This is a genomic window from Arthrobacter oryzae, from assembly GCF_003634095.1.
Lineage (GTDB): Bacteria > Actinomycetota > Actinomycetes > Actinomycetales > Micrococcaceae > Arthrobacter > Arthrobacter oryzae.
Window position 1 is genome coordinate 127030 of sequence record NZ_RBIR01000006.1, and the last position, 23702, is coordinate 150731.

The following is a 23702-nucleotide window of genomic DNA, read 5'->3' on the forward strand; positions in this document are numbered from 1 at the left end:
GGTTGTCTGTTTCCGCGGCGGTATGTTCGCGGCCGCATTCCGGGCAGGGGGCCAGGGCAGAGATTGGTAATGTTGGTACCACTATGACTACTGCTTCCGCGCCCGACGCCGTCTCCAGCTCCGCCCCGCTTGCCGCCCCCGCCGGTGAAGTCACCGCTGACACTCCGGTCCGTGTCCGGTTCTGCCCCTCACCCACGGGCACCCCGCACGTCGGACTGATCCGCACGGCCCTCTTCAACTGGGCCCACGCCCGGCACACCAAGGGCACCTTTGTATTCCGGATCGAGGACACGGACGCGGCGCGCGACTCGGAGGAGAGCTACCAGCAGCTGCTCGAGGCGCTCAAGTGGCTCGGCATCACTTGGGAAGAAGGCGTTGAAGTCGGCGGCCCGCACGAGCCCTACCGCCAGTCGCAGCGCCTGGACCTGTACAAGGACGTTGTGGCCAAGCTGATCGACGCCGGCTACGCCTATGAGTGCTACTCCTCGCCGGAAGAGGTCGAGGCCCGCCACCGGGCTGCCGGCCGCGACCCCAAGCTCGGCTACGACAACTTTGACCGCGAGCTTTCCGAGGAGCAGCTGGCCGCCTTCAAGGCCGAGGGCCGCCAGCCCGTGCTGCGCGTGCGGATGCCGGATGAGGACGTCACGTTCACCGACATGGTCCGCGGCGACATCACCTTCAAGGCCGGCAGCATCCCGGACTACGTCATTGTCCGCGCGGACGGATCCCCGCTGTACACCCTGGTCAACCCGGTGGACGACGCGCTCATGGGAATCACCCACGTGCTCCGCGGCGAGGACCTGCTCTCCTCCACGCCCCGCCAGGTGGTCCTCATCCGCGCCCTCATGGACGTCGGCGTCGCCAGCTACATGCCGGTGTTCGGCCACCTGCCCTACGTCATGGGCGAGGGCAACAAGAAGCTTTCCAAGCGCGACCCCCAGTCCAACTTGTTCCTGCTCCGGGACCGGGGCTTCATCCCCGAAGGCCTGCTGAACTACCTGTCCCTGCTCGGCTGGAGCCTCTCCGCCGACGAGGACATCTTCACTGTGGAGCAGCTGATCGAGCACTTCGACGTCAACGATGTGCTGGCCAACCCGGCGCGCTTTGACATCAAGAAGGCCGAGGCCATCAACGGCACCCACATCCGCATGCTCGGGGCCGAGGACTTCCGCGGCCGCCTGGTGCCCTACCTCCAGGCCGCCGGCTTCGTGGGGGAGAGCCTCACGGCCCGCGAGGAGGAGATCCTGGCCGAGGCCGCGCCGCTGATCCAGGAGCGCATCTCGCTGCTCGGCGAGGCGCCGGAAATGCTGGCCTTCCTGTTCAAGGCCGACGACGCGATCGACGTCGCCGACGACGCCCGCAAGGGCCTGCCGGAGAACCTCACCGAGGTGCTGGACGCCGCCCTGTCCGCGCTGGAGCCCGTCACCGACTGGACGGCCGAGGCCATCCAGACCGCCCTGAAGGAGGCCCTCGTGGAAGGCCTGGGCGTCAAGCCGCGCCTGGCGTTCGGCCCCGTGCGCACGGCCGTCTCGGGCCGCCGGATCTCCCCGCCGTTGTTCGAATCCATGGTCATCCTGGGCAAGGACTCGTCCCTGGCCCGCCTGCGCGCCTTCCGCGGCTAAGATGCTGACGGCGCGACTGGGCGCTGCCGGTGTCAAAGGGATCCTCTTCGACATCGACGACACCCTGGTGGACCTCGAATTCGCCATGACGACGGCCCTCCGTGACGTCAGCGAGCACCTCCTGCCCGGCCTGGACGAGGCCGGGTGGCAGCGGTTCGGGCGGATCTTCACCCATGAGACCACCCACTTCTACGACCGCTACCTGGCCGGCGAGCTGACCTTCAATGAGCAGCGGCTGCTCCGGGGCCGGGCGGCACTGGGGTATTTCGGCGTCGAACTGGCAGACGGCGAGCAGGCCCACCACTGGGTGAGCTCCTACGCCAGCCGCCAGCACGGCTACATCCGCGCGTTCGACGACGTCGGACCGCTGCTGGACGCCCTGGACGCCGCCGGGATTCCCTACGGGGCCGTGAGCAACAACGTCCATGACTACCAGCGCGTGAAGCTGGACGCGGCGGGCCTGGGGCGGATTACCGTGCTGGTGGGCACCGATACTGTCGGCGCCGCGAAGCCGGACCCGGCCATCTATCTCGAGGGTGTCCGGCGGATCGGCACCGACGCGGGCCAAACGCTGTACGTCGGTGACAACCGGCTGCTCGACGCGGAAGGCTCGACGGCGGCCGGCCTCCTTGGCGTCTGGCTCAACCGCGGCGGGGAGCCGGCCCCGGACTTCCGCGGACGCGAAGTCGCCTCGTTGCTGGAACTGCTGGCCTGACCCCGGCCGGCGCCTGCACGCTGCCGGCACCGGAATTGAGCTGGTACCGGAAATGAGCTGGCACCGGACACAGTTGGCACCTAACAAGACGGCCCCGCACAAAACGGCCCCGCCGGAAGGGAAATCCCTTCCGGCGGGGCCGTTGGCGTAACCGGTTAGGCCGAGGCCTCTTCCAGGCGCCTGTCGCGTGCCAGGCGCCGGTTCCGCAGGGCAACGTAGGCACCGACGGCGCCCAGGGTCAGGAGGGCTACCAGGCCCAAGGCCACCGCCGCGTCGGCGTTGACCATGTTCGACGGCGACACCGCGGCGGCGCTTGAGTACAGGGTCCCCGTTCCTTCGGCGATCTTGGCGTTGCCGTCGGCCAGCTTGTCCGCGCCGGTGGACAGTTTGGTGGAGCCCGATGCCAGCTTGGTGCTGCCCGCGGAGAGCTGGGATGCGCCGGTGGCGAGGGCGGTGGAGCCCTTCAGGAGCCCGGGGTTGGACGGATCCGCGGGATCTCCCGCGATGCCGGCGTTCAGCGCCAGCGTGCCGTCGGCGAGACGTGAGCTTCCGTCTGTCATTCTGGCGGTGGCCTTGAGCAGGCCGGGGTGCTCGGGGTCGCCCGGAACCCCGTCCATGCCGACGCGGATCTTGGCCGTGCCGGCGGCGAGGAGCTCGGTGCCCAGGACGACGCCGGGGCTGTTGGGATCCCGGCTGTTGAGCTTCCCGGCCAAGGTGGCGAATCCGGCCGTGAGCTTACCGGTTCCCGCATGGAGCTGGCCGGCACCGGTGTTCAGCTGGGTGCTTCCGGCCTGCAGCTGCCCGGCACCGGACTGCAGCCGGGACGCCCCGGCTTGCAACTGGGACGCACCGGCATCAAGCCGGTGGGCGCCGTCAAGAATCTTGGCAATTTTGTCCTTGACCACGGCCAGCGGGACGAGCCCCTGGACGGGATCGTTGGCCGCGGCCTGCAGCAGCTCCAGTGCCTGGGCCAGCGCGGCGGTCCCCGTGCCGGCCTCGGGGTTATTGTTGGCCCCGCGGTAACCCTTCAGTTGGTCGGTTCCGGCCTTCAGCTGGCCGGTTCCGGCAGCCAGCTGAACCGTTCCCGCCTGCAGGCGCCCGGTTCCGTCGGCCAGCCGGGCCGCGCCGGCGTCGATCTGCGTGGCGCCGTCGGCGAGGTTGTTCGGTGCCGTACCGGAGCTGGTGGGTGTCAGGGCGGCGGAAAGCTGCACGGCGCCGGCGGCAAGCTTCTGCGCGCCGTCGTCCACCTTATAGACGCCGGGCGCCAGCTTATTGTTGACGTCTGTTTGAATCTTGACCGCGCCGGTAGCGAGCTTTTGGGCCCCTGCTTCGAGCTTGTCCGCTCCAGGGGCGAGCTTGCCGGCGATTCCGGCCTGGATCTTCGTGGCCCCATCCGAGAGTTTGCCGGCTCCGGCGTCTGCCTGCCCTGCGCCGGTGGCGAGCTTGGCCGCTCCGTCCTTCAGCTGGTGCGCCCCGGCAGAGGCCAGCCCGGCCCCGGCGTTGAGCCGCGCGGACCCGTCCGTGATGCGTCCAGTGACCAGGGTGTAGAACCCCAGCAGCGCAATCAGCAGCAGGGCCAGGATGGCGATGGCGATCTGTTGCCCCCGGGTTCTGCTTTGGGCGATGGCGGCACGACTCTGTGACACAGATGATTCCTCTCGACGGTCTTGCCGGCAGCGGCTGTGCTTCCGGCCACCCCGGCCTCTGTGATGCAGCTAACACTGGAAAAAGATCGTAATTCTGCCCGCAGCGGTGTGGGGGAGGGGTGGTTACTCGTTGGTAACTTACCGAGCGTAAACTTGTTACTGCCGAATTGGCAAGGGTTTGCGCGGGTTTTGTGGCCCCGGCCGGGAAGTCCGCGCCTTCCGGAACCACCGTCCCGCCGGCGCATGCCCGATTTGTGCAAGTGAAAACTCTCGGGTAAAGTAATTACTCGTGCTGAGGCGCCGGGAGCGAGGGTTTAGACCCAAACATCCGGTCCGAAAGTGCCATTGGGATATGGTGTAATTGGCAACACTACGGTTTCTGGTACCGTCATTCTAGGTTCGAGTCCTGGTATCCCAGCTCTGAAAATCCACGGATTTCCGCGGATTGTCGGATGTTTTCAAACGGCTGGTCCGATTTGAAACAGCAGCCGAATGTGTGAAACAATCATTTGGCTTGAATGGCAGGAATGCTGTTCTGGAGAGTACGCGGCCCCATCGTATAGCGGCCTAGTACGCTGCCCTCTCACGGCGGTAACGCGGGTTCGAATCCCGCTGGGGTCACCAATGAAACGGTCCCGGGCATCAGCCCGGGGCCGTTTTTCGTCGTCCCCGTCTTCCCGTGTGGGGGATCCCCGTGTGGCCTACAGCGCCGCTGCCGCGTCGCGGACCCTGACCATCGTGCGAAGGTTCCGGGTGGTGGTGGTTGCCTTGTACTTGGCCTTCGAGGAGAGCTTGCTGAAGGGGCTGTCCAGCGTTCCGCCGGTGGGGGCAAGCCAGGCCAGGGCTTCCGGGCCCAGCAAGGTGAGCTCGGTCCCGTCCAGGGCGCTGCCGGACTCGAAGAGTTCCGCAAGTACCGCCTCATCGGAGGCGAGCGTCAGGTAGGTGTGGGTGGACGCGTCATCGGCCGGGTAGGGGCAGGCTTCGATGAGTGCTGCCACGCGGTCCGAGGTCAGCACCACCACCCAGGCGTCATAGCCGAAGGTTTCCCTCAGGCATGCCTCGAATTCCTGTTTGACCCCCGCAGGGTCCAGCTCGCTGGCCAGCACCACGTTGCCGCTGGCCAGCAAGGTCTGCACGCCCGAGAACCGCCGCGAGTTCAGGGCGGCCTTGAGATCGGCCATCTTGATGTTGATGCCGCCCACGTTGATTCCCCGAAGGAACACCGCATAGTTGCTCATGGGCACAGCATACTTAGTCGTTGGTTTTGCGCAGCGCCTCGGTCAGGACGCGGCCGGCGTTGCAGACCACCTCGGCGTGCAGTCTGCCCGGCTGCCGTGTCAGGCGCTCGATCGGGCCGGAAATGGACACGGCGGCAATCACGCGGCCAGACGGCCCGCGCACGGGGGCCGAAACGGAGGCGACGCCCGGCTCGCGTTCGCCCAGGCTCTGGCCCCAGCCGCGGCGTCGTACTCCCGCCAGGACGGTAGGGGTGAAGCGGGCCGACTGAAGGCCTTCGAGCAGGCGGTCGTGGTCCTCCCACGCCAGCAGCACCTGGGCGGCGGAACCGGCCTTCATGGACAGCTGGGTGCCGACGGGGATGGTGTCGCGCAGGCCGATGGGACGCTCGGCGGAGGCCACGCAGACGCGCCAGTCGCCCTGGCGGCGGAAGATCTGGGCGCTTTCGCCGGTGGCGTCGCGCAGCTGCATCAGCACGGGGCCGGCGGAGGCGATCAGGCGGTCCTCACCGGCGGCGGAGGCGAGCTCCACCAGGCGGCTTCCGAGCACGAACCGGCCCTGGATATCCCGGCTCACGAGCCGGTGATGCACCAGGGCGAGAGCCAGCCGGTGCACCGTGGGCCGCGCCAGCCCGGTGGCAGCCACCAGCTGCGCCAGGGTGGTGGGGCCGGCCTCAAGTGCGTCAAGCACATGGGCCGCTTTATCGATGACACCGACTCCACTAGAATTGTCCATGTAATGATATTGACGTCTCATTATCTGAGATGCAAGTCAACGCGCTGGCGTATTACTTGGCAGTGCTGGTTCAGTGGAAGCAATAGCCCATAGGAACGCACAATAATTACCGCAGTGAAGGGAGAAGGCCGTGGCAAAGACACTGGCCGAGAAAGTCTGGGACGCGCACGTGGTGCGCAAGGGGGACGGCGAAGGAGCCAACGCCCAGCCGGACCTTCTCTTCATCGATCTCCATCTGGTGCATGAAGTGACGTCCCCGCAGGCATTTGAGGGCCTGCGGCTGGCCGGGCGCAGGCTGCGCCGGCCGGACCTCACCATCGCCACCGAGGACCACAACACTCCCACGCTGGACATCGACAAGCCAATCGCCGATCTCACCAGCCGGACCCAGATCCAGACTTTGCGCAACAACTGCCAGGAGTTCGGGGTCCGCCTGCACTCCCTTGGCGACGCCGAGCAGGGCATCGTGCACGTCGTCGGCCCCCAGCTGGGCCTCACCCAGCCCGGCATGACGGTTGTCTGCGGCGATTCGCACACCTCCACGCATGGCGCCTTCGGCGCCCTCGCCATGGGCATCGGCACCTCCGAGGTGGAGCACGTCATGGCCACCCAGACGCTGTCCCTGAAGCCGTTCAAGACCATGGCCATCAATGTTGAGGGCACGCTGCGCCCCGGCGTGAGCGCCAAGGACATCATCCTCGCCGTCATCGCCAAGATCGGCACCGGCGGGGGACAGGGCTACGTCCTCGAATACCGCGGCTCCGCCATCCGGGCGCTGTCCATGGAAGCCCGGATGACCATCTGCAACATGTCCATCGAGGCCGGAGCCCGTGCCGGGCTGGTGGCCCCGGACCAGACCACCTACGACTATATGCACGGCCGCCCGCATGCGCCCCAGGGCGCCGAATGGGACGCCGCCGTCGAGTACTGGAACACGCTGAGCACCGACGACGACGCGGCGTTCGACGTCGAGGTGGACCTCGACGCCGACACCCTGGAACCGTTCGTGACGTGGGGGACCAACCCGGGCCAGGGCGTGTCCCTGTCCGCGAAGGTGCCCTCGCCGGAGGACTTTGGCGATGAGAACGCCAAGGCCGCCGCCGAACGCGCCCTGCAGTACATGGGGCTCGAGGCCGGCACTCCGATGAAGGACATCAGGGTGGACACGGTGTTCCTGGGCTCCTGCACCAACTCACGGATGGAGGACCTCCGGGCCGCCGCGGACATCCTCCGCGGCCGCACGAAGGACCCCAACATCCGGATGCTCGTGGTGCCTGGCTCGGCCCGGGTCCGCCTGGAGGCCGAGGCCGAGGGGCTGGACAAGGTCTTCAAGGACTTCGGCGCAGAATGGCGTTTTGCCGGCTGCTCGATGTGCCTGGGCATGAACCCGGACCAGCTGGAGGTCGGCGAGCGTTGCGCCTCCACCTCCAACCGCAACTTCGAAGGCCGCCAGGGCAAGGGCGGCCGCACCCACCTCGTCTCGCCGGTAGTGGCCGCGGCGACGGCGGTCCGCGGCACGCTGAGCTCGCCGTCGGATCTCGACCCCGCCCCGGAGTCCGCGGCGCTCCGCGTCGGCGCCGCGTAGCCCCCGCCGAGATCTGACCCCGGATCGACGCACCCGATTCACCTAGTCTCGATCCACACAGCCCCGGTCCCCACAGTTTCGAAGGATCCGCCATGGAAAAGTTCACCACCCACACCGGAATCGGTGTCCCGCTGCGTCAGAGCAACGTCGACACCGACCAGATCATCCCCGCCGTCTACCTCAAGCGCATCACCCGCACGGGCTTCGAGGACGCGCTCTTCGCCGCGTGGCGCAAGGACCCGTCCTTCATCCTGAACCAGGCGCCGTTCAACGCAGGCTCCGTCCTGGTGGCCGGACCCGACTTCGGCACCGGCTCCTCCCGCGAGCATGCCGTGTGGGCACTGAAGGACTTCGGTTTCAAAACCGTGCTGTCCTCCCGCTTTGCCGATATCTTCCGCGGCAACTCCGGCAAGCAGGGCCTGCTGGCCGCCGAGGTTGCCCAGGACGACATCGAGCTGATCTGGAAGGAGCTCGAGAACGCCCCGGGCACCGAAGTCACGGTGGACCTCGTTTCCAAGACCGTGCAGTGCGGCACCATCGTGGCGCCCTTCGAGATCGATGATTACACCCGGTGGCGCCTCCTTGAAGGCCTGGACGACATCGGGCTGACCCTCAAGCACGAGGAAGACATCACCGCGTTTGAGGCCACCCGGCCCGCCTTCATGCCCAAAACGCTGCCGGCCCGCCTGTCCTAAGAATCCGCCAGCTCCGGGCCTTCGTCCGGGGTCTGCCACAGCAACGCGGGGTCACTTGCAGCCCATCCGAACCTCCGGGATGGGCCGGAAGTGACCCCGCGTTGCCGTTTGGGTGAGGGGTGTCCCAAGCTGCGTCCAGGGCGGCGGCTGAAGCGGCGTCTGGATGGGGGTCCGCGCCAGCCCACGGCACCCCGTATTTCAGATCGGTAACGGATGCTCCTATGCTTAGCTGGAGCCTTTGTAAGGATTTGGGGGCGAGTAGTCGTGAGGAAACCGGTATATGAGTAGTGTTCTGACAATCCGCGGAGGCGTCCCGCTAACTGGCCGCGTCACCGTTCGCGGGGCCAAGAATCTTGTGCCCAAGGCCATGGTCGCTGCCCTGCTGGGCAATGAGCCGTCGGTGTTGCGCAACGTCCCCGAAATCAAGGACGTTGAGGTTGTCACGAGCCTGCTTCAGCTCCATGGCGTCCGGGTTGATAAGGACCCCGTGAGCGGTGACCTGACGCTGGACCCGAAGGGCGCCAAGACGGCCTCCAGCACCGCGATCGACGCCCACGCCGGCGACTCGCGCATCCCGATCCTGCTGTGCGGGCCCCTGATCCACGCCATCGGCGAAGCTTTCATCCCGGACCTGGGCGGCTGCAAGATCGGCGACCGTCCGATCGACTACCACCTGAATGTCCTGCGTCAGTTTGGCGCCGTGGTGGAAAAGCGCCCGGGCGGCATCCACATCTCCGCGCCGAACGGCCTCAAGGGCGCCAAGATTGCCCTGCCGTACCCGTCGGTCGGCGCCACCGAGCAGGTCCTGCTGAGCGCCACCCGCGCCGAAGGCATCACCGAGCTCTCCGGCGCGGCCACCGAGCCGGAAATCGTCGACCTCATCGCGGTGCTGCAGAAGATGGGCGCGATCATCAGCGTCCAGACGGACCGCACCATCCGGATCGAAGGCGTCCGGGACCTCGGCGGATACAACCACCGGGCCCTCTCTGACCGCAACGAATCGGCCTCCTGGGCCTCTGCGGCCCTCGTCACCCGGGGCGACATCTTCGTGGAAGGTGCCACGCAGCGGGACATGATGACGTTCCTGAACACCTACCGCAAGGTTGGCGGCGGCATGGACATCGGCGACGACGGCATCCGCTTCTACCACCGCGGCGGCAAGCTCAACCCGCTGGTCCTCGAAACGGACGTGCACCCCGGCTTCATGACGGACTGGCAGCAGCCCCTCATCGTCGCCCTGACCCAGGCCGAGGGCGTTTCGATCGTCCACGAGACTGTGTACGAGAACCGCTTCGGCTTCACGGATGCGCTCATCCGCATGGGCGCCAATATCCAGGTCCACCGCGAGTGCCTCGGCAGCGTGCCGTGCCGCTTCGGCCAGCGCAACTTCCTGCATTCGGCCGTCATCTCCGGACCCGCGCAACTCAAGGGCACCGACATCGACGTCCCTGACCTGCGCGGCGGATTCAGCCACCTCATCGCCGCCCTGGCCGCGACGGGCACGTCCCGCGTCACCGGAATTGACATCATCAACCGCGGCTACGAGCGCTTCACCGAAAAGCTCGCGGGCCTCGGCGCCGATTTCGACATCACGTCGGCCAAGTAGCGGGGGCCCGGTGAAGGAATCGGCCAAGAGCCACGCCACGTTTGTGGCGGTCGCCGCGATCGTCCGGCCCGTGATGAACCTGCTGATGAGCAAGAAGTGGGAGGGCCTTGAGAAGCTGCCCGCCGGGGGCTTCATCGCGGCCCCCAACCACTGCACGGAGATCGATCCGCTGGTGGTGGGGCACATGCTCTACAACCAAAAGCGGATGCCGCACTTCCTCGCCAAGGCCGGACTCTTCAAGGTTCCGGTGCTGGGTGCTGTCCTGCGCTCCACCAAGCAGATCCCGGTGGAACGCTCGACGACGGGAGCGAACCTGGCGCTGCAGCTTGCCAAGGAGATTGTGGACGAGGGCGGGGCAATCATCATTTACCCCGAGGGAACCCTGACCCGGGACCCTGCGCTCTGGCCGATGAGGGGACACACCGGCGCGGCCCGCATGGCGCTGCAGAGCGGCATTCCCGTGGTGCCCATGGCCCATTGGGGTGCCCAGGAGGTTCTGCCGCGTTACTCAAAGCGCATGTACATCTTCCCGCGCAAGACCTCGCGCCTGGTGGTCGGCGACCCGGTGGACCTGAGCGCCTTCGCCGGCCGCCCGCTGGATAGGGCAACGCTCGCCGAGGCCACCAATGTCATCATGGACGCCATTACCGGCCTCCTGGCCGGGCTGCGCGGCGAACAGCCGCCGGCCGAGCGCTGGGATCCGGCGGCGCACAATCAGCCAACGCAGGGCCGCTTTGTCGAACAAAGCGGAACCGGGGACAGCGCCATCCGAGACGGTGGCGCATCAAACGACAACACGGGGGACAGCGCCGGATGACGGTCAACTTTGAAGGAGCCTCTTCCGCAGGCACCGTGGCCGTCCTGGGGGCTGGCTCCTGGGGTACCACTTTCGCCAAGGTGGTCGCGGACGCGGCCACTGCTTCGGGGGTTGAACGAAACGTCCGCCTCTGGGGCCGGCGCCCGGAAATCGTGGACCAGATCAACACCTTGCACCGCAATGAGCAGTACCTGAAGGACATCACGCTGCCGTCGAGCATCACCGCGTCCAAGGACGTCGCCGAGGTCCTCACCGGCGCGGAACTGGTCATCCTTGCCGTTCCGGCGCAGACGCTGCGGCCGCAACTGCAGGCCTGGAAGGAACACCTGGCGCCGGGTGCCGTCGTCGTGTCCCTCATGAAGGGCCTCGAACTCCACACTGACGCCCGCATGAGTGAGGTCATTTGCGCGGAACTGGACCTCCCGGCCGACCGCGTCGCCGTGGTGTCCGGGCCCAACCTGGCCATGGAGATCGCCCGCGAAGAGCCGACCGCATCCGTGGTGGCTTGCGCGGACCCGGTCACGGCAGGCTGGATTGCCCGCAGCTGCACCGCGCCCTACTTCCGCCCGTACACCACCACGGACGTGATCGGCGTCGAAATCGGCGGGATCGTCAAGAACGTCATCGCCCTGGCCGTGGGAATCTGCGAAGGCAAGGAGATGGGGGACAACACCAAGGCCTCGGTGATCACCCGCGGGCTGGCGGAGACGTCCCGGCTGGCGCTGGCCCTGGGCGGCGACGCCCGGACCATGGCGGGCCTTGCGGGCTTGGGCGATCTGGTGGCAACCTGCTCCTCGCCGTTGTCCCGCAACCACACGGCCGGCAGGCTGCTCGGCAAGGGCCTGACCCTCGATCAGGTCACCGCCGAAATGAAGCAAACGGCCGAAGGCATCAAATCCAGCCAGGCGGTCCACGAACTCGCCGGAAAGCTCGGCGTCGACATGCCGATCACGGCCGCCGTCGTCGCCGTCCTGGCCGGAAAACTGTCCGTAGACGAACTGGGTCCGCTGCTGCTGTCCCGCGACCTGAAACCCGAAGGCGACCACTGAGCATGTCAGAGATCAACATGACCACAGCAGCCCCCACGGGCCAGTCCAAACCCCGCGTGGCGGTGCTCTTCGGCGGCCGCTCCAGCGAGCACGCCGTCAGCTGCGTAACAGCCGCCGGCGTCCTCGGCGCCATCGATAAGGACAAGTACGACGTCATCCCGATCGGGATCGCCAAGACCGGTCAGTGGGTTTTGGCCTCCGGCGACACCAACGAGTGGTCGCTCTCCGCGTCGTCATTGCCCGAAGTGGCGCCCTCGGCGCAGACCGTGGCCCTGGCCGAGATCGGCGGTGAACACCAGCTGATCGTGGCCTCCCCGAACGCGGTCCCGCAGGAGCTCGGCACCGTGGACGTCGTTTTCCCCCTGCTGCACGGACCGTTCGGCGAGGACGGGACCATCCAAGGCCTCCTGGAACTGTCCGACACCCGTTACGTGGGCGCAGGCGTGCTGGCGTCCGCCGTCGGGATGGACAAGCACTACATGAAGGTTGTCTTCGAATCTGCCGGGCTCCACGTGGGACCGTACATCGCCGTGACCGACAGGCAGTGGCTCACAGATCCCGAGACGGTCCGCAAGCGCGTGGACCAGCTCGGCTTCCCCGTGTTCGTCAAGCCGGCCCGGGCGGGCTCTTCCATGGGCATCTCCAAGGTGGATTCCCTCGAGGGCTTGGATGCCGCGATCGAGGCGGCACGCGAGCACGATCCCAAGCTGGTCATCGAGGCCGGCATCACCGGCCGCGAGATTGAATGCGCCGTTTTGGAAGGCCGCGGGACCGATGCTCCGCGGACCTCCATGCCGGGCGAAATCTCCGTGGCGGGCGGCGGGCACGAGTTCTATGACTTCAACGCCAAATATGTCGACGACGCCGCAGCCCTCAGCTGCCCGGCCGACCTCCCCGACGAGGCGATCACCAGGGTCCGTGAACTGGCCGCCGTTGCCTTCGACGCCGTCGGCGCCGAGGGGCTGAGCCGGGTGGACTTCTTCTACACGCCCGAGGGCGAACTGATCATCAACGAGATCAACACCATGCCCGGGTTCACGCCCAAGAGCATGTACCCGCAGATGTGGAAGTCATCGGGCCTGGGCTACGCCGAACTGATCGACGAGCTGATCCACCTCGCACTGCACCGCAAGACGGGCCTGCGCTAGGGCGAGCTGGGCCCGGCGGCCGGTAAATTGGCCTGCCGCCGGGCCGCGTCAGTCCGGCTATGTCAAAGCGTCTGTGGCTCCCGATACGAAATCGTCAACTCGGTGATCTCGGGTGCGTCCAACTCCCATGTGGCGAGTCCGAAACCTTTGATTTCGCATTTCTTGTCGACAATGACCGACTCGCGTAGTGAGGATCTCCCGGACGGAACCCGCAGATATTTGAAATATCCGATTCCCCTAAATGGTGAGAATCGGAATCCGGCTCGATTCATTGCCTCGCTGTCGGGGTCAGCTGGCACTAGACAAAGAACGATCCCTTTTTCCGATTCTGCTCCGCCGTTAAAGACTTCAAATTCTACGTCGACCGCTCCGTGTCCTGACGACCCGACCCATGTCACCGCTTCCGCCAGTGGCTGCTTCTCCCATTCCGCGGCATCGTTGAGATCCCAGATGGGAGTCGGCACCGCCAGGGCTTCCTCGACGGCGGGCGGACGTCCGTCGGAAATATCGTAGGGCAACTCGGCGAGAGTCTTCAGCGTCTGGATCATAAACGGGGTTGGCTGGACCGCGTGCCCCTCCGGTCGCGGCGTCTGGTGGAGTGAGGTGTGGCCGACGGACGAGACAGTGGGCGCCATCGAGTTGACTGCCTTCAAGAACTCCAAAGCTTCGGAATGCGCGCCATCTGCCCTGTTCGTAATGATTGACAGTGGGGGAATGTAGTCACTGTGGCGGAAGCGGGCAAGAACATTGACCCGTTCGGGGAACTGGCTCTCGATCTCTTTGAGAGGGGTTCCGCCAAGTGCGAGGCGCTCCACATCAGTCAGGGCCTGTGCATCGGGATACTCCAAGAGATCCAACTGGGGAACCTCCGCTATGGCCCGCGAGCCAGGCAGGGAAGCCGCTATCATGAGGGCTCCGTACCCACCCATGGAACTCCCGTACAGGGTGACCATGTCCGCTGGAATCTCCCGCCGGACGCATAGTTCTTTCAGGAAGGCGGCAAGTTCTTTGGTTATGTCCGTCGTGGTGCTGACGAACCAGGAAGCGTGGAGCTCCGGAGCAGCATGAAGCATGGGATCGCTGAGTGAGACGACATCCCATTCGTCAAATCCGGAGGCCCAGGACCATCTTGGGAAGAATGGAATCTGAGGCGCAACGGAACGAGGTTGTGCTGAGGGGAGCAGACACAGCAAGTGCTTGGGTGCCTCCGCGAATTTCACAAACGCTTCCACGGGAAGACCGTCCGAGGTCATGCCGGTTATCACCCGGTTTGTAGCAGAAAACTCAGCCGAGCGGCTTACCTCGGATAGTGGCCGGCGCCCCTTCAGGGCAAAGTCCAATACGGATGACATCAGCGGCCTCTACATTCCCGGTCAAGTTCAGTTCAACTCACTGATGTTAGCAACACTAGACCGTGGCAGATTCCGCTTCATGCCGCCACTTAGAGACCATGGAGAGGCACTCATGAAATGGCCCCTCCGCGGACATTGAGTTGTTTTCACTTAGGGACTGTTATTTGCTGGGCGGTAGGTTCTGCAAGTCCTCTTGACCCACGCACTTCCGGGTCGCCTTGATCTTAAGCGCCGCAGGGGCGAGGTCTGCCAGCACGGTGGCCGAACTGATCTTGTCCGGATCCATCAGCAGTTCCGTGGCGGGTTCGCGGCCGAACGTGGTCAGCGTCCACACCGGATTACCTTCCTTGATAACCCAGTCCACGCCGTTGACGCTCACGCAGCGATCCGTGGTGGGGCCGGGAACGTTGACTCCGCAGCGAACGATCACCACGGACGGATCCCCCCACGCCGCGGTGGCCTGGGCATTCGTCTTGCGGAGCTTTGCGTCCCCGATAGTGTCGGGAAGGGCCAGCATCATCGGCGCACACGCAGCATTGGCGGCATCCTTGGCGGGCGTGACGTCCACCACCGGGGAACAGGAGGTCAGGGCAAGCCCGACCGCTGCCGCGGCGACAGCCACGGGAAGACGCACGGCAGTGAGGCGGCTGAATCGGAGCATTCATCCAGCTTAACCCGCCCGCGTGGCGCTACTGCCGCATTCGCGGGGGCGAGACTAGCATCATGTGAACCACCTGAGTCTTACCTTCAAGTAGACTGAGGCCTCGTGCACCTCTGGGGCTCTGCCGACAACGACGTTAGTGTTGGCCGCAAAACGCACACCTGATTCCATATCGCACCTTGGGGGGACAGCCGATGCCGTCGTGCGGCCAAAAACTCATGTCAGCTCGCGTCGGGCTGGGAGCGCTGCTTCTGGCAGCCTCGCTCATAGGCACAGCCAGCGCCGTCAACGCCGACGACGCCCTTCCCGCAGACCCTCCGGTGGTGACCAGCCCGGTGCCTGCCCCCGATCCTAATCCAGCCCCCGCAGATCCTGCGCCCGCTCCGCTGCCCGTGGAACCGCCGGTCATCGTTGATCCCGCGCCGGTTCCTGTGCCCGTGCCGGCGCCTGCCCCGGCCCCCGCTCCGGCTCCCGCCCCGGCAGGCAGCGCCGCTCCTGCCCCGGTCCAGACCCCCGCTGGCACCCCTCGGCCTGCACTAACTGTGCCCCCGGCCCTTGCACCCGCTCCGGTGCCCGCCCAGGCCCCGGCTCCCGCGGGAGCGACGCCGTCTGAGACGCCGTCCCCGTCACCCTCGCCAACTCCGAAGCCGGCGCTCTCGACGGCTCCTGCGGTAATCGCCACCCCTAGCCAGCCGCCCGTGACGGTGAAGCCCGAAATCCAGGCCGCAGTCGCAGTAGCTACAGGCAGCCCGCTTGGAGTTCAGCTCATCACTGTGTTGATCCTGCTCGGTGCTGGTTTGGCGTACTTCCGCTTCCTCGGCGGAAAGAGCCAAAATAGCCCCGTCAAGGCCGGAAAGTAAGTCTCCGGTGATACCCCGTGAATTTTCCGACCGCACACCTCAGGCCCAGTCCCTTCGCATAACACTGCTGACCCACTCCTACTGGCCCGAACAGAGCCCGCCCCAGCGGCGCTGGACCGCCATGATCAAGGAGTTCTCCCATTCCGGCTGGGACGTCGACGTCGTGACCCCGGTGGCGCACTACCCCTTCGGCCGGCGGGCCTTGCCCCGCAAGATGGCCGGGAGGCCCTTCGGGCTGCAAAAAGGGCAATTCACCGAGAAAATACTTCGCGTTCCCTACCTCCGGCACGGCAACTCCCGTGCGGCTCGCCTGCTGGACCAGGCTTTTTCGGCGGCTCTTTCGATTCCGGCCGGATTCATGGTCCGGAAGCCCGACGTCGTGATTGTTACCGCGCCCGGGCTGCCTTCCCTGGCGGCCGGCTATGTGCTGGCCAAGGTCCGCGGCGTTCCGTTGATCGTCGAAATGCGGGATGCGTGGCCCGACTTGGCCCGCGATGCGCGGCTGGTCCAAGGCAGCGTAAAAAGCGTCGTTGAGCGCGTGGTCGAATTTGTCCAACACCGGGCCGACCTCGTGGTCACCGTGACGGAGGGGTTCGCCGCTACGCTGCGGGCGCGTGGTGTCCGGAACGTGGCGACGGTTAGCAACGGCGTGCACTTGGACTCCATCCCCGTGCTGGGTCCGCCGGAGACCGAGCGGGACATATTCGAAGCCGTGTATCTGGGAAATCACGGCGAGAGCCAGCGCCTGGACGTCGCCATCCGGGCGAGCGCACTCGTGGGGGAATCGATGCACCTGCACATGGTGGGCCACGGCACGCAGCGGCCGGCGCTGGAGAAGCTGGCGCGGGAACTGAAGGCACCGGTCACGTTCCATCCGCCCCTGACAGGTGAAGCGATGATGGAACGCTACGCGTCTGCCGACACGTGCGTCGTGTCCCTTCGCGATGACTGGAAATCCTTCGAAACCACCGTGCCGTCAAAGACCTACGAGGTCTTGGCCATCGGAAGGCATGTAACCGCGATGGTGCGCGGGGAAGCGGCCCGTATTGTCATGGACGCGGAAGCCGGGGACATCGTTCCCAGCTCTCCGGAAGCCGTGGCCGATTTGTGGCGCCAGCTCGCAGCTGACCGGAGCCGGCTTGTACGCAACGGGGACAGCCGTCAGTGGGTCAAGACCAACGCAGAATACGGGCACCTCGCGGACCTCTATATGGACCTCATTTCGCAGCTCCTTGCGGAAACCGATAGCCGCAGATGATCCAGCTCCTCAAGAATTTAAGCCTGGCCACCAGCGTCGTCACCCAGCACCTCGCCGATGACCCTTTCCTCCTCTACCTGCAGGCGGCCCGCCGTCTGCCCGCTGTCGCTCGCCCGTTGGGCCGGGCAATGTCGGCTGGCTCGCCGCGTAACTCGGTGGCCGCGCCCGTGATCCTCGCGGCGCTGAGCAACGGTCAGGACGCCGACGTTCGGCGACGACTCGAACTTGCAGTGGATGGCCCCGTCAGGGGAGAGCAGGCCCGGCGGTTGGCCGACATCGCCTTGTCTGCCGGCTTAACGGAGCTATCGGACACACTGCTGGCCAAAGCCGCGAATGCTACCCGCCTTAAGTCTGCACACGCCCGCAGGCTGTGGCATGACGGGAACCTCAGCGGAGCCGTCACCGCCCTCGACGCTTCCGGCCCCGCCGGACGGCGGCAGCAAGCGCGGCTTGCGGGGGAAGCGGCCGTCTACTCCGGTTTTGCACCCTCGCTGGAGCGCCAGGAGTTCTCGCCCGTTCCCGGCCGGGTCCTGCACCTGCTCACCAACTCCCTGCCGCACACCGCCAGCGGCTACGCCCAGCGTTCCCACTCCATCATGGTGGCGCAGCAGGAAGCCGGCTGGGACGTCCTGGCTGTTACGAGGCTGGGATATCCGGTCCAGGTGGGAAAGCTCTTGGCCCGCGCCAGCGACGTCGTCGACGGCGTCCGGTACCGCAGGCTCCTCCCGTCACGGCTGGCGCCGACAATGGACGCGCGCCTGCAGCAGCAGGCCGAGGAACTGCTCCAGGTGGCGCTGGAATTCAGGCCCAACGTGCTCCACACCACCACCCACTTCGTCAACGGCATGGTGGTCCGGGCAGTGGCCCAGGCGCTGGGGGTCCCTTGGGTATACGAAGTCCGCGGCCAGCTGGCCGACACCTGGGCAGCGACCCGCGGGCCTGAGGCCCGGGACAGCGAAAAGTACAGGCTTTTCCAGGAACGGGAAGCCGAGGTCATGCGGGACGCCGATTTGGTGGTAACGCTGGGGCACGCCATGAAGGCCAACATTGCCGCCGCGGGCATCCCTGACGAGAAGATCATCATTGCGCCCAACGCCGTCGGCGGAGCCTTCCTTCAGGAGCCCCGTGGTACAGGCGAGGCCCGCCGTGAACTCGGTCTGCCGGAGGACGGCCTCTTCATCGGCACTGTCAGTAGCCTGGTCGCCTACGAGGGCCTGGACGACCTCGTTCGTGCATTCGCCCTCCTGGCACCGGCCTTTCCACAGCTGCGGCTGCTGATTGTTGGCGACGGCGTGGCCCGCCCTGGCCTGGAGGAGCAGATCCGGAAGCTGGGCTTGGGTGACAGGGCAATTTTCACCGGCAGGGTGCCCAGGGACCACACCCCGCTTTATCACCAGGCCCTGGACGTGTTCGTAGTACCACGTAAGGACCTTGACGTGACCCGTGCGGTGACTCCGCTCAAGCCAGTGGAGGCGCTGGCGAGTGCGCGGCCGGTAGTGGCTAGCAGGCTTCCGGCACTTGAAGAGATCGTCGACGAGGGTGTCAGCGGCTTGTTCGCGGCGGCCGAAAGGCCCGAACAGCTTGCCGCCGCGGTGGCACGGATTCTGAGAGACGAGCCGCTGCGAACATCTATGGGAGAGACGGGAAGGGCCCAAGTTCTGCTAACCCGGACTTGGTCCGCAAACGCAAATGCGATGGCCTTCGCCTATCGCCGCGTATCAGGGGGAATGACCTATTTATAACCAGGAGGACCAGCTAGTGTTAGTAGAAACGGCATCCATGCCCGCGCCAGCGGGAGTTCAGGCGGTGTCCGTTGACCTGCGGCGCCTGAGCCGAGTCGGGTCGCGGCCAGCGTTTCTTGACTACTTGGTGCAGCTCTGGGACTTTCGAGAGTTCATTTTTTACGATGCCCGCGCTCGCGTCCGCAGCGGAACCAGGCGCGACCGTTTGGGGAGCGCGTGGTTGTTGCTCAACCCCGTTTTCAATGGTCTGACTTACTACATAATATTCGGCATTCTTCTCCAGACCAGCGGGGGAATCGAAAATTATATAGGATACTTGGTCACCGGCATCTTCGTTTTTCAATTCAGCGCTGGCGCAATAACATCCGTGGCGCGGTCTATTCAGGCTAATCGGACGATGATCCAGGCTTTTAACTTTCCCCGCGCAGCCCTTCCCATTGGAGCGAATCTGCGGGAGGAACTTTCGGGTGTGCCGTTGATCATCGCAATGCTCCTGATCGTTGTGGTGCTGCCGCCTGCTGAGTTCATTGGGCCGCTGTGGCTCTTGGTGATTCCGGCACTGCTACTGATGTCAATTTTTAACCTTGGCGTCGGACTTACACTTGCACGAGTAATTTCGCGGGTGAACGACGTTTCTCATCTTCTGCCGTTCGTAATCCGTTTGTGGATGTATGGTTCAGCCATTTTCTACTCCTACGAGCGTTTCATCAAGCACCCCGCATTGCTGGAGATTATTAAGTTGAATCCCCTTTTCAACGTGATTGACATTGTGAGGGACTGTGTACTTTACAATCGGATACCTGAATGGCATTCATGGGCTGCCCTCGCGGTCTTCGCCTTAGGCTCGCTAATTGTTGGACTTGTCTTCTTCTGGCAGGGGGAAGAAAACTATGGCCGCGACTGAAGATACGGTCTACTTTGACGGAAACCCCTGCGTTGTACTCGATTCCGTAAGGATGAGTTACACGGTGGTCTCAACGGCGGATGTTCCTGCCGATAAGTCTCCTATTCGCCACCGGTTGTTCAAGAGGACCTTAGGGCGTGACAATAAGGTCCGCGTCGATGCCCTGAATGAGCTGTCCCTCATTGTGGAACGTGGCGAGTCTGTTGGAATCATCGGTCGCAACGGCTCTGGTAAGAGCACGCTGATGAAGCTCATCAGCGGCCAGGAGCTGGCCACGTCCGGGGCCGTCTACGCGTCAAGCACGCCGATAATGCTGGGCGTAAACGCGGCGCTCGTTCCTGATCTTTCAGGGGACCAAAATGTCATTCTGGGGTGTCTGGCCATGGGAATGGAAAGGGCATTAATAGATGAGAAGTTCGACAGCATTGTGGAACTTTCAGGGTTAGAGAAGTCCATTCATCTGCCGATGAAATCGTACTCCTCCGGTATGGGATCGCGGCTCAGATTCGCGATCGCTGCGGCCGTTGACCCCGAGATCCTACTCGTGGACGAAGCCTTGAATACGGGCGATGCGCAGTTCATCGACCGAAGCCGCAAACGCATGGACGAACTACGGCGTAATGCCGGATGCGTGTTCCTGGTCAGCCACAGCCTCTCCACGATCGAGGAAATGTGCACGAGGGTGCTTTGGATTGATCAAGGTGACCTGATCATGGACTCGGAACCCCAGGAAGCCACAGCCGCCTATAAGGACTACACGGACCATCTTTCGAAGGGCAACAACATTACAGCGGCAAAAATTAAGGATGACGCGCGCTCACGCTTGACGATTACGGAGATCCTCCCCAGGACGCAGGGCCGGCGCATCGGGGTACAACTGTGATGTCGGTCCGTCAGGTCAGGTCGGCGATATGGCACTTCCGTCATGGCGGCCTCATCCAACTTCGTCAGTGGAGACTCCGGCGGCTCGCCGAAGCCGGGCAGCACATCCCAGCCAACATCAAAGGCGCCGAGGGCGGATGGAAAGGCAGGGGAAAGCGGCGTCAGCTCAGTTTTGTCCCCTTTGAATCCCCTGCCGCGAAACCACGCCGAAGTGACCTTTGCGTGGGCGTCATCCTAGATGATTTTTCAAGTGCCGCATTCGGGTTTGAGTGGAACGCGGTGCCCTTGTCCCGTGCAGGCTGGCGCGATCAGCTCAAAACGTCACGCGTGGACTTCGTCTTTATTGAGTCGGCGTGGAACGGCAACGGAGGCGAATGGCAGCACCAGTTGACCGGCGCCTCGGGCCCCAAACCTGAGTTCTTGGCTTTGATGGAATGGTGCCGCGAAAGCGGGATCCCCACGGCATTCTGGAACAAAGAAGATCCGCCTCACTACGAGGACTTTCTGCCTGCCGCGCGGTTGTTCGATGCCGTCTTTACGAGCGACAGCCACAAGGTCCCTGATTACATTGCGGAACTGGGCCACGAGAGGGTGAGTGTACTGCCGTTTGCAGCGCAGCCTGCCCTGCACAACCCGATTCGCCCGGGTCATGGCTTCCAGTCCCGAGGCGTGGCCTTTGCTGGCATGTACTTCGCGCACAAGTACCCGGAGCGGAGGGATCAGCTGGACATGCTGCTCGGCGGAGCTTCCGATGCCGCCGAGAAGGACGGATTCGAACTCGAGATCTTTTCTCGACAGTTGGGCGGTGACTCCAACTATCAGTTTCCGGAGCCGTTGAGTCAGCGCGTCGTCGGGAGCCTCACCTACGCTCAGATGCTCACGGCGTACCGGTCATACCGGGTGTTCCTCAACGTCAACTCTGTTATCGATTCACCTAGCATGTGCGCTCGGCGGATCTTTGAGATCACCGCTAGCGGCACGCCGGTTGTGAGCTCGGCGTCGAAGGCCATAGCAAACTATTTTCCGCCCGATGAGGTGCTTGTCGCGACGTCCCGGTCGGAGTCCGCAGCCCAGATTCGGTCCTTGGTTGCAAACGCTGACTACAGGGATCGGGTTGTGCACAAGGCCCAGCGCCGCATTTGGGAAGCGCACACCTACGCCCACCGGGCCGAAAAAATCGTCGCTGCAGTTCTCCCGGGCCGAGAGCAGATTCCCGCACTCCCGACGGTCAGCGCCATTGTCAGCACTTTCAGGCCTCACCAGCTTGAACATGTCTTTGAGACTCTCGGCACCCAGCGAGGAGTAGACCTGGAACTCGTGTTGCTGACACACGGATTCGAGGTGGCGGAGGAAGTCCTCTCGCAGCTCGCGACACGCCACGGCGTGAGGAGGTACAGGTTCCTTACTGCGGGCATGGAACTGACCTTGGGGGAGTGCCTTAATCTTTGCGTGGCGGCATCCACAGGCGAGGTCCTGTCTAAATTTGACGACGACGACTTCTATGGACCTGATTATCTCTTGGACATGCTGAATGCCCTCGAATTTTCTCAGGCCGCCGTCGTAGGGAAACAGGCGCACTACATGCATTTCCTGGCTAATGAGGCGACGATTTTGCGTTCCGGGCACAAGGAACACCGCTTCAGTCGCTTGGTTGCCGGTCCCACCATCACGGCGGCGCGTTCGGTGTTCGAAAGCCATCCTTTTGAGGCACGAAGTCGTGGCGAAGACACTCGGTTCCTTGAGTCTGTTGCCCAAGGTGGCGGAGCGATCTATTCAGCGGACCGTTTCAACTACTGCCAGATGCGGCGGGGGACCGGACACACTTGGGACATCGCAGACGAGGAACTTCTCGCGTCCGGGCCAATAAAGCTTTTTGGCAATCCAATTGAGAACATCACCATTTAGGGGGAAACATAGTGACTAACATTGAAAAAGTCGCGGTAATCGGTCTGGGCTATATCGGCTTGCCTACAGCGGCCATTCTTGCCACAAACGGGCTTCAGGTAGTTGGAGTCGATGTCAATAAGCGGACCGTGGATTCGGTCAACGCCGGGGAAGTCCCCTTCGTGGAGCCAGACCTTGGGGCCCACGTTGCTGGCGCCGTTAGCCAAGGTAAGCTTCGGGCAACCCAGGACACACCCAAGGCCGACGCATACATTGTTGCGGTGCCGACGCCCTTCAGGGCTGATCGTTCTGCCGATCTGAGCTACATCGAAGCTGCGGCGCGGGGCATTGCACCTCAACTCGAGGGCGGTGAGCTCATCATCCTGGAATCGACATCACCTCCGCGCGCAACTCGTCACATGGGGGATTACATCCTGAGCCTTCGGCCGGACCTATCACTCGATGGGTCGGATGGAAGGCCCACAATCCATTTGGCGCACTGCCCCGAACGTGTCCTGCCGGGCCGCGTGATGATTGAACTCGTCACTAACGACCGCGTTGTCGGAGGCGTAACCCCCGAAGCGGCAGAGCTCGCAAAGGGCTTGTACTCCACCTTCTGCCAAGGGGAAATCCTTCTCACCGACGATGTCACGGCGGAAATGGCAAAACTCGTAGAAAACTCCTATAGAGACGTCAATATTGCGTTCGCGAACGAGCTGTCCATCATCAGCGACGGATTGGGCATCGACGTCTGGGAACTTATTCGTTTGGCTAACCATCACCCCCGTGTCAACATCCTTCAGCCAGGTCCCGGCGTGGGTGGGCACTGCATCGCGGTTGATCCATGGTTCATCGTTGCTGAGGCCCCGGAGGATGCCAAACTCATACGGACGGCGCGCCAGGTTAACGATGCGAAGCCGCTCTGGGTTGTGGACAAAGTCATTGATGCCCTGGAATCGGCACCATTAGGCACCGAGGTGGCCGTTCTCGGGCTCGCCTTCAAGGCCAATATCGACGACCTACGCGAATCTCCCGCCATTGAGATTACGAAAATGATTGCCCAGCGTGCTCCCGAGACTGTCTTGAACGTGGTAGAGCCACACATTGTCCAGCTGCCCGAACAGCTTCGAGAACATGAAAATGTCAAGTTGACCGATCTGACCGTCGGCTTGAAGAGCTCAGGAGTAGTTGTGTTGCTAGTCGACCACGATGACTTCAAAACAGCGGAGCTTACGGACCTCGAGTCCAAGTTTGTCATCGACACTCGCGGCATTCTGGCGGTTTGATTCGCCACAGTACGTATTG

General features: G+C 64.2%; 20 protein-coding genes and 2 tRNA genes. 17 read left to right on the forward strand and 5 right to left on the reverse strand.

Annotated elements, in window-relative coordinates; translation table 11 throughout:
* The first annotated feature begins 83 nt into the window (after positions 1–83).
* Entirely contained in the window at positions 84–1622 is a 1539-nt protein-coding gene (gene gltX / locus C8D78_RS14190) for a glutamate--tRNA ligase (protein WP_120954519.1), read from the forward strand.
* Position 1623: 1 nt separating this feature from the next.
* The gene (locus C8D78_RS14195) at positions 1624–2337 is read left to right on the forward strand and encodes an HAD family hydrolase (RefSeq protein WP_120954520.1); all 714 of its coding nucleotides are present in this window, start codon (positions 1624–1626) and stop codon (positions 2335–2337) included.
* 155 nt (positions 2338–2492) lie between these two features.
* On the opposite strand, the gene C8D78_RS14200 is transcribed toward C8D78_RS14195, so the two are convergent.
* Positions 2493–3983: a hypothetical protein gene (locus C8D78_RS14200; protein ID WP_120954521.1), complete on the reverse strand. Its 1491-nt coding sequence runs from the start codon at positions 3981–3983 to the stop codon at positions 2493–2495.
* A gap of 346 nt (positions 3984–4329) precedes the next feature.
* On the opposite strand from C8D78_RS14200, the gene C8D78_RS14205 reads away from it, so the two are divergent.
* Together C8D78_RS14205 and C8D78_RS14210 are read left to right on the forward strand one after the other, a co-directional pair.
* Positions 4330–4401: transfer RNA gene (locus tag C8D78_RS14205), tRNA-Gln, on the forward strand.
* Positions 4402–4531: 130 nt separating this feature from the next.
* A tRNA-Glu gene (locus C8D78_RS14210) sits at positions 4532–4607 on the forward strand.
* A 77-nt stretch (positions 4608–4684) separates the two neighbouring features.
* On the opposite strand, the gene C8D78_RS14215 is transcribed toward C8D78_RS14210, so the two are convergent.
* Both C8D78_RS14215 and C8D78_RS14220 read right to left on the reverse strand, forming a co-directional pair.
* Entirely contained in the window at positions 4685–5221 is a 537-nt protein-coding gene (locus tag C8D78_RS14215) for a DUF1697 domain-containing protein (protein WP_120954522.1), read from the reverse strand.
* 13 nt (positions 5222–5234) lie between these two features.
* Positions 5235–5954 carry an IclR family transcriptional regulator gene (locus C8D78_RS14220; RefSeq protein WP_026266447.1) on the reverse strand — a complete coding sequence of 240 codons (720 nt, stop codon included), beginning with the start codon at positions 5952–5954 and terminating at the stop codon, positions 5235–5237.
* Between the two features lie 130 nt (positions 5955–6084).
* Here C8D78_RS14220 and leuC point away from each other — a divergent pair, with 130 nt between their 5' ends.
* From leuC to C8D78_RS14250, 6 genes are all read left to right on the forward strand, one after another.
* On the forward strand, positions 6085–7539 hold the full coding sequence (leuC, locus tag C8D78_RS14225) for a 3-isopropylmalate dehydratase large subunit (RefSeq protein ID WP_120954523.1): 1455 nt from the start codon (positions 6085–6087) through the stop codon (positions 7537–7539).
* A 92-nt stretch (positions 7540–7631) separates the two neighbouring features.
* A complete protein-coding gene (leuD, locus tag C8D78_RS14230; RefSeq protein ID WP_120954524.1) occupies positions 7632–8234 on the forward strand; it encodes a 3-isopropylmalate dehydratase small subunit in 603 nt (200 codons plus the stop codon).
* A gap of 280 nt (positions 8235–8514) precedes the next feature.
* Positions 8515–9840, forward strand: a complete 1326-nt coding sequence (murA, locus tag C8D78_RS14235; RefSeq protein ID WP_120954525.1) for a UDP-N-acetylglucosamine 1-carboxyvinyltransferase — start codon at positions 8515–8517, stop codon at positions 9838–9840.
* Positions 9841–9850: 10 nt separating this feature from the next.
* Entirely contained in the window at positions 9851–10657 is an 807-nt protein-coding gene (locus tag C8D78_RS14240) for a lysophospholipid acyltransferase family protein (protein ID WP_120954526.1), read from the forward strand.
* Complete coding sequence (locus tag C8D78_RS14245; RefSeq protein WP_120954527.1) at positions 10654–11706, forward strand: NAD(P)H-dependent glycerol-3-phosphate dehydrogenase; 1053 nt, start codon at positions 10654–10656, stop codon at positions 11704–11706. The genes C8D78_RS14240 and C8D78_RS14245 overlap by 4 nt, the downstream gene beginning before the upstream one ends.
* Positions 11707–11708: 2 nt before the next feature.
* Positions 11709–12854, forward strand: coding sequence for a D-alanine--D-alanine ligase family protein (locus C8D78_RS14250; protein WP_120954528.1), 1146 nt, complete (start codon positions 11709–11711; stop codon positions 12852–12854).
* Positions 12855–12916: 62 nt separating this feature from the next.
* Here the strand turns inward: C8D78_RS14250 and C8D78_RS14255 are convergent, their stop codons facing one another.
* Together C8D78_RS14255 and C8D78_RS14260 are read right to left on the reverse strand one after the other, a co-directional pair.
* Complete coding sequence (locus C8D78_RS14255) at positions 12917–14206, reverse strand: alpha/beta hydrolase-fold protein (RefSeq protein ID WP_120954529.1); 1290 nt, start codon at positions 14204–14206, stop codon at positions 12917–12919.
* Positions 14207–14366: 160 nt separating this feature from the next.
* Positions 14367–14867 carry a DUF3515 family protein gene (locus C8D78_RS14260; RefSeq protein WP_120954530.1) on the reverse strand — a complete coding sequence of 167 codons (501 nt, stop codon included), beginning with the start codon at positions 14865–14867 and terminating at the stop codon, positions 14367–14369.
* Between the two features lie 698 nt (positions 14868–15565).
* Here C8D78_RS14260 and C8D78_RS19735 point away from each other — a divergent pair.
* From C8D78_RS19735 to wecC, 7 genes are all read left to right on the forward strand, one after another.
* Complete coding sequence (locus tag C8D78_RS19735) at positions 15566–15727, forward strand: hypothetical protein (RefSeq protein WP_167467914.1); 162 nt, start codon at positions 15566–15568, stop codon at positions 15725–15727.
* Positions 15728–15734: 7 nt separating this feature from the next.
* Positions 15735–16985, forward strand: a complete 1251-nt coding sequence (locus tag C8D78_RS14265) for a glycosyltransferase family 4 protein (RefSeq protein WP_120954531.1) — start codon at positions 15735–15737, stop codon at positions 16983–16985.
* Positions 16982–18727, forward strand: a complete 1746-nt coding sequence (locus C8D78_RS14270) for a glycosyltransferase family 4 protein (protein ID WP_120954532.1) — start codon at positions 16982–16984, stop codon at positions 18725–18727. Before C8D78_RS14265 ends, C8D78_RS14270 begins: the two co-directional genes overlap by 4 nt.
* 16 nt (positions 18728–18743) lie before the next feature.
* Positions 18744–19631 carry an ABC transporter permease gene (locus C8D78_RS14275; RefSeq protein WP_244208414.1) on the forward strand — a complete coding sequence of 296 codons (888 nt, stop codon included), beginning with the start codon at positions 18744–18746 and terminating at the stop codon, positions 19629–19631.
* Positions 19618–20514, forward strand: a complete 897-nt coding sequence (locus C8D78_RS14280) for an ABC transporter ATP-binding protein (protein WP_120954534.1) — start codon at positions 19618–19620, stop codon at positions 20512–20514. The genes C8D78_RS14275 and C8D78_RS14280 overlap by 14 nt, the downstream gene beginning before the upstream one ends.
* A 221-nt stretch (positions 20515–20735) precedes the next feature.
* Complete coding sequence (locus C8D78_RS14285) at positions 20736–22418, forward strand: glycosyltransferase family protein (protein ID WP_341867121.1); 1683 nt, start codon at positions 20736–20738, stop codon at positions 22416–22418.
* An 11-nt stretch (positions 22419–22429) separates the two neighbouring features.
* The gene (wecC, locus tag C8D78_RS14290) at positions 22430–23683 is read left to right on the forward strand and encodes a UDP-N-acetyl-D-mannosamine dehydrogenase (RefSeq protein WP_120954536.1); all 1254 of its coding nucleotides are present in this window, start codon (positions 22430–22432) and stop codon (positions 23681–23683) included.
* The last annotated feature ends 19 nt before the right edge of the window (positions 23684–23702 follow it).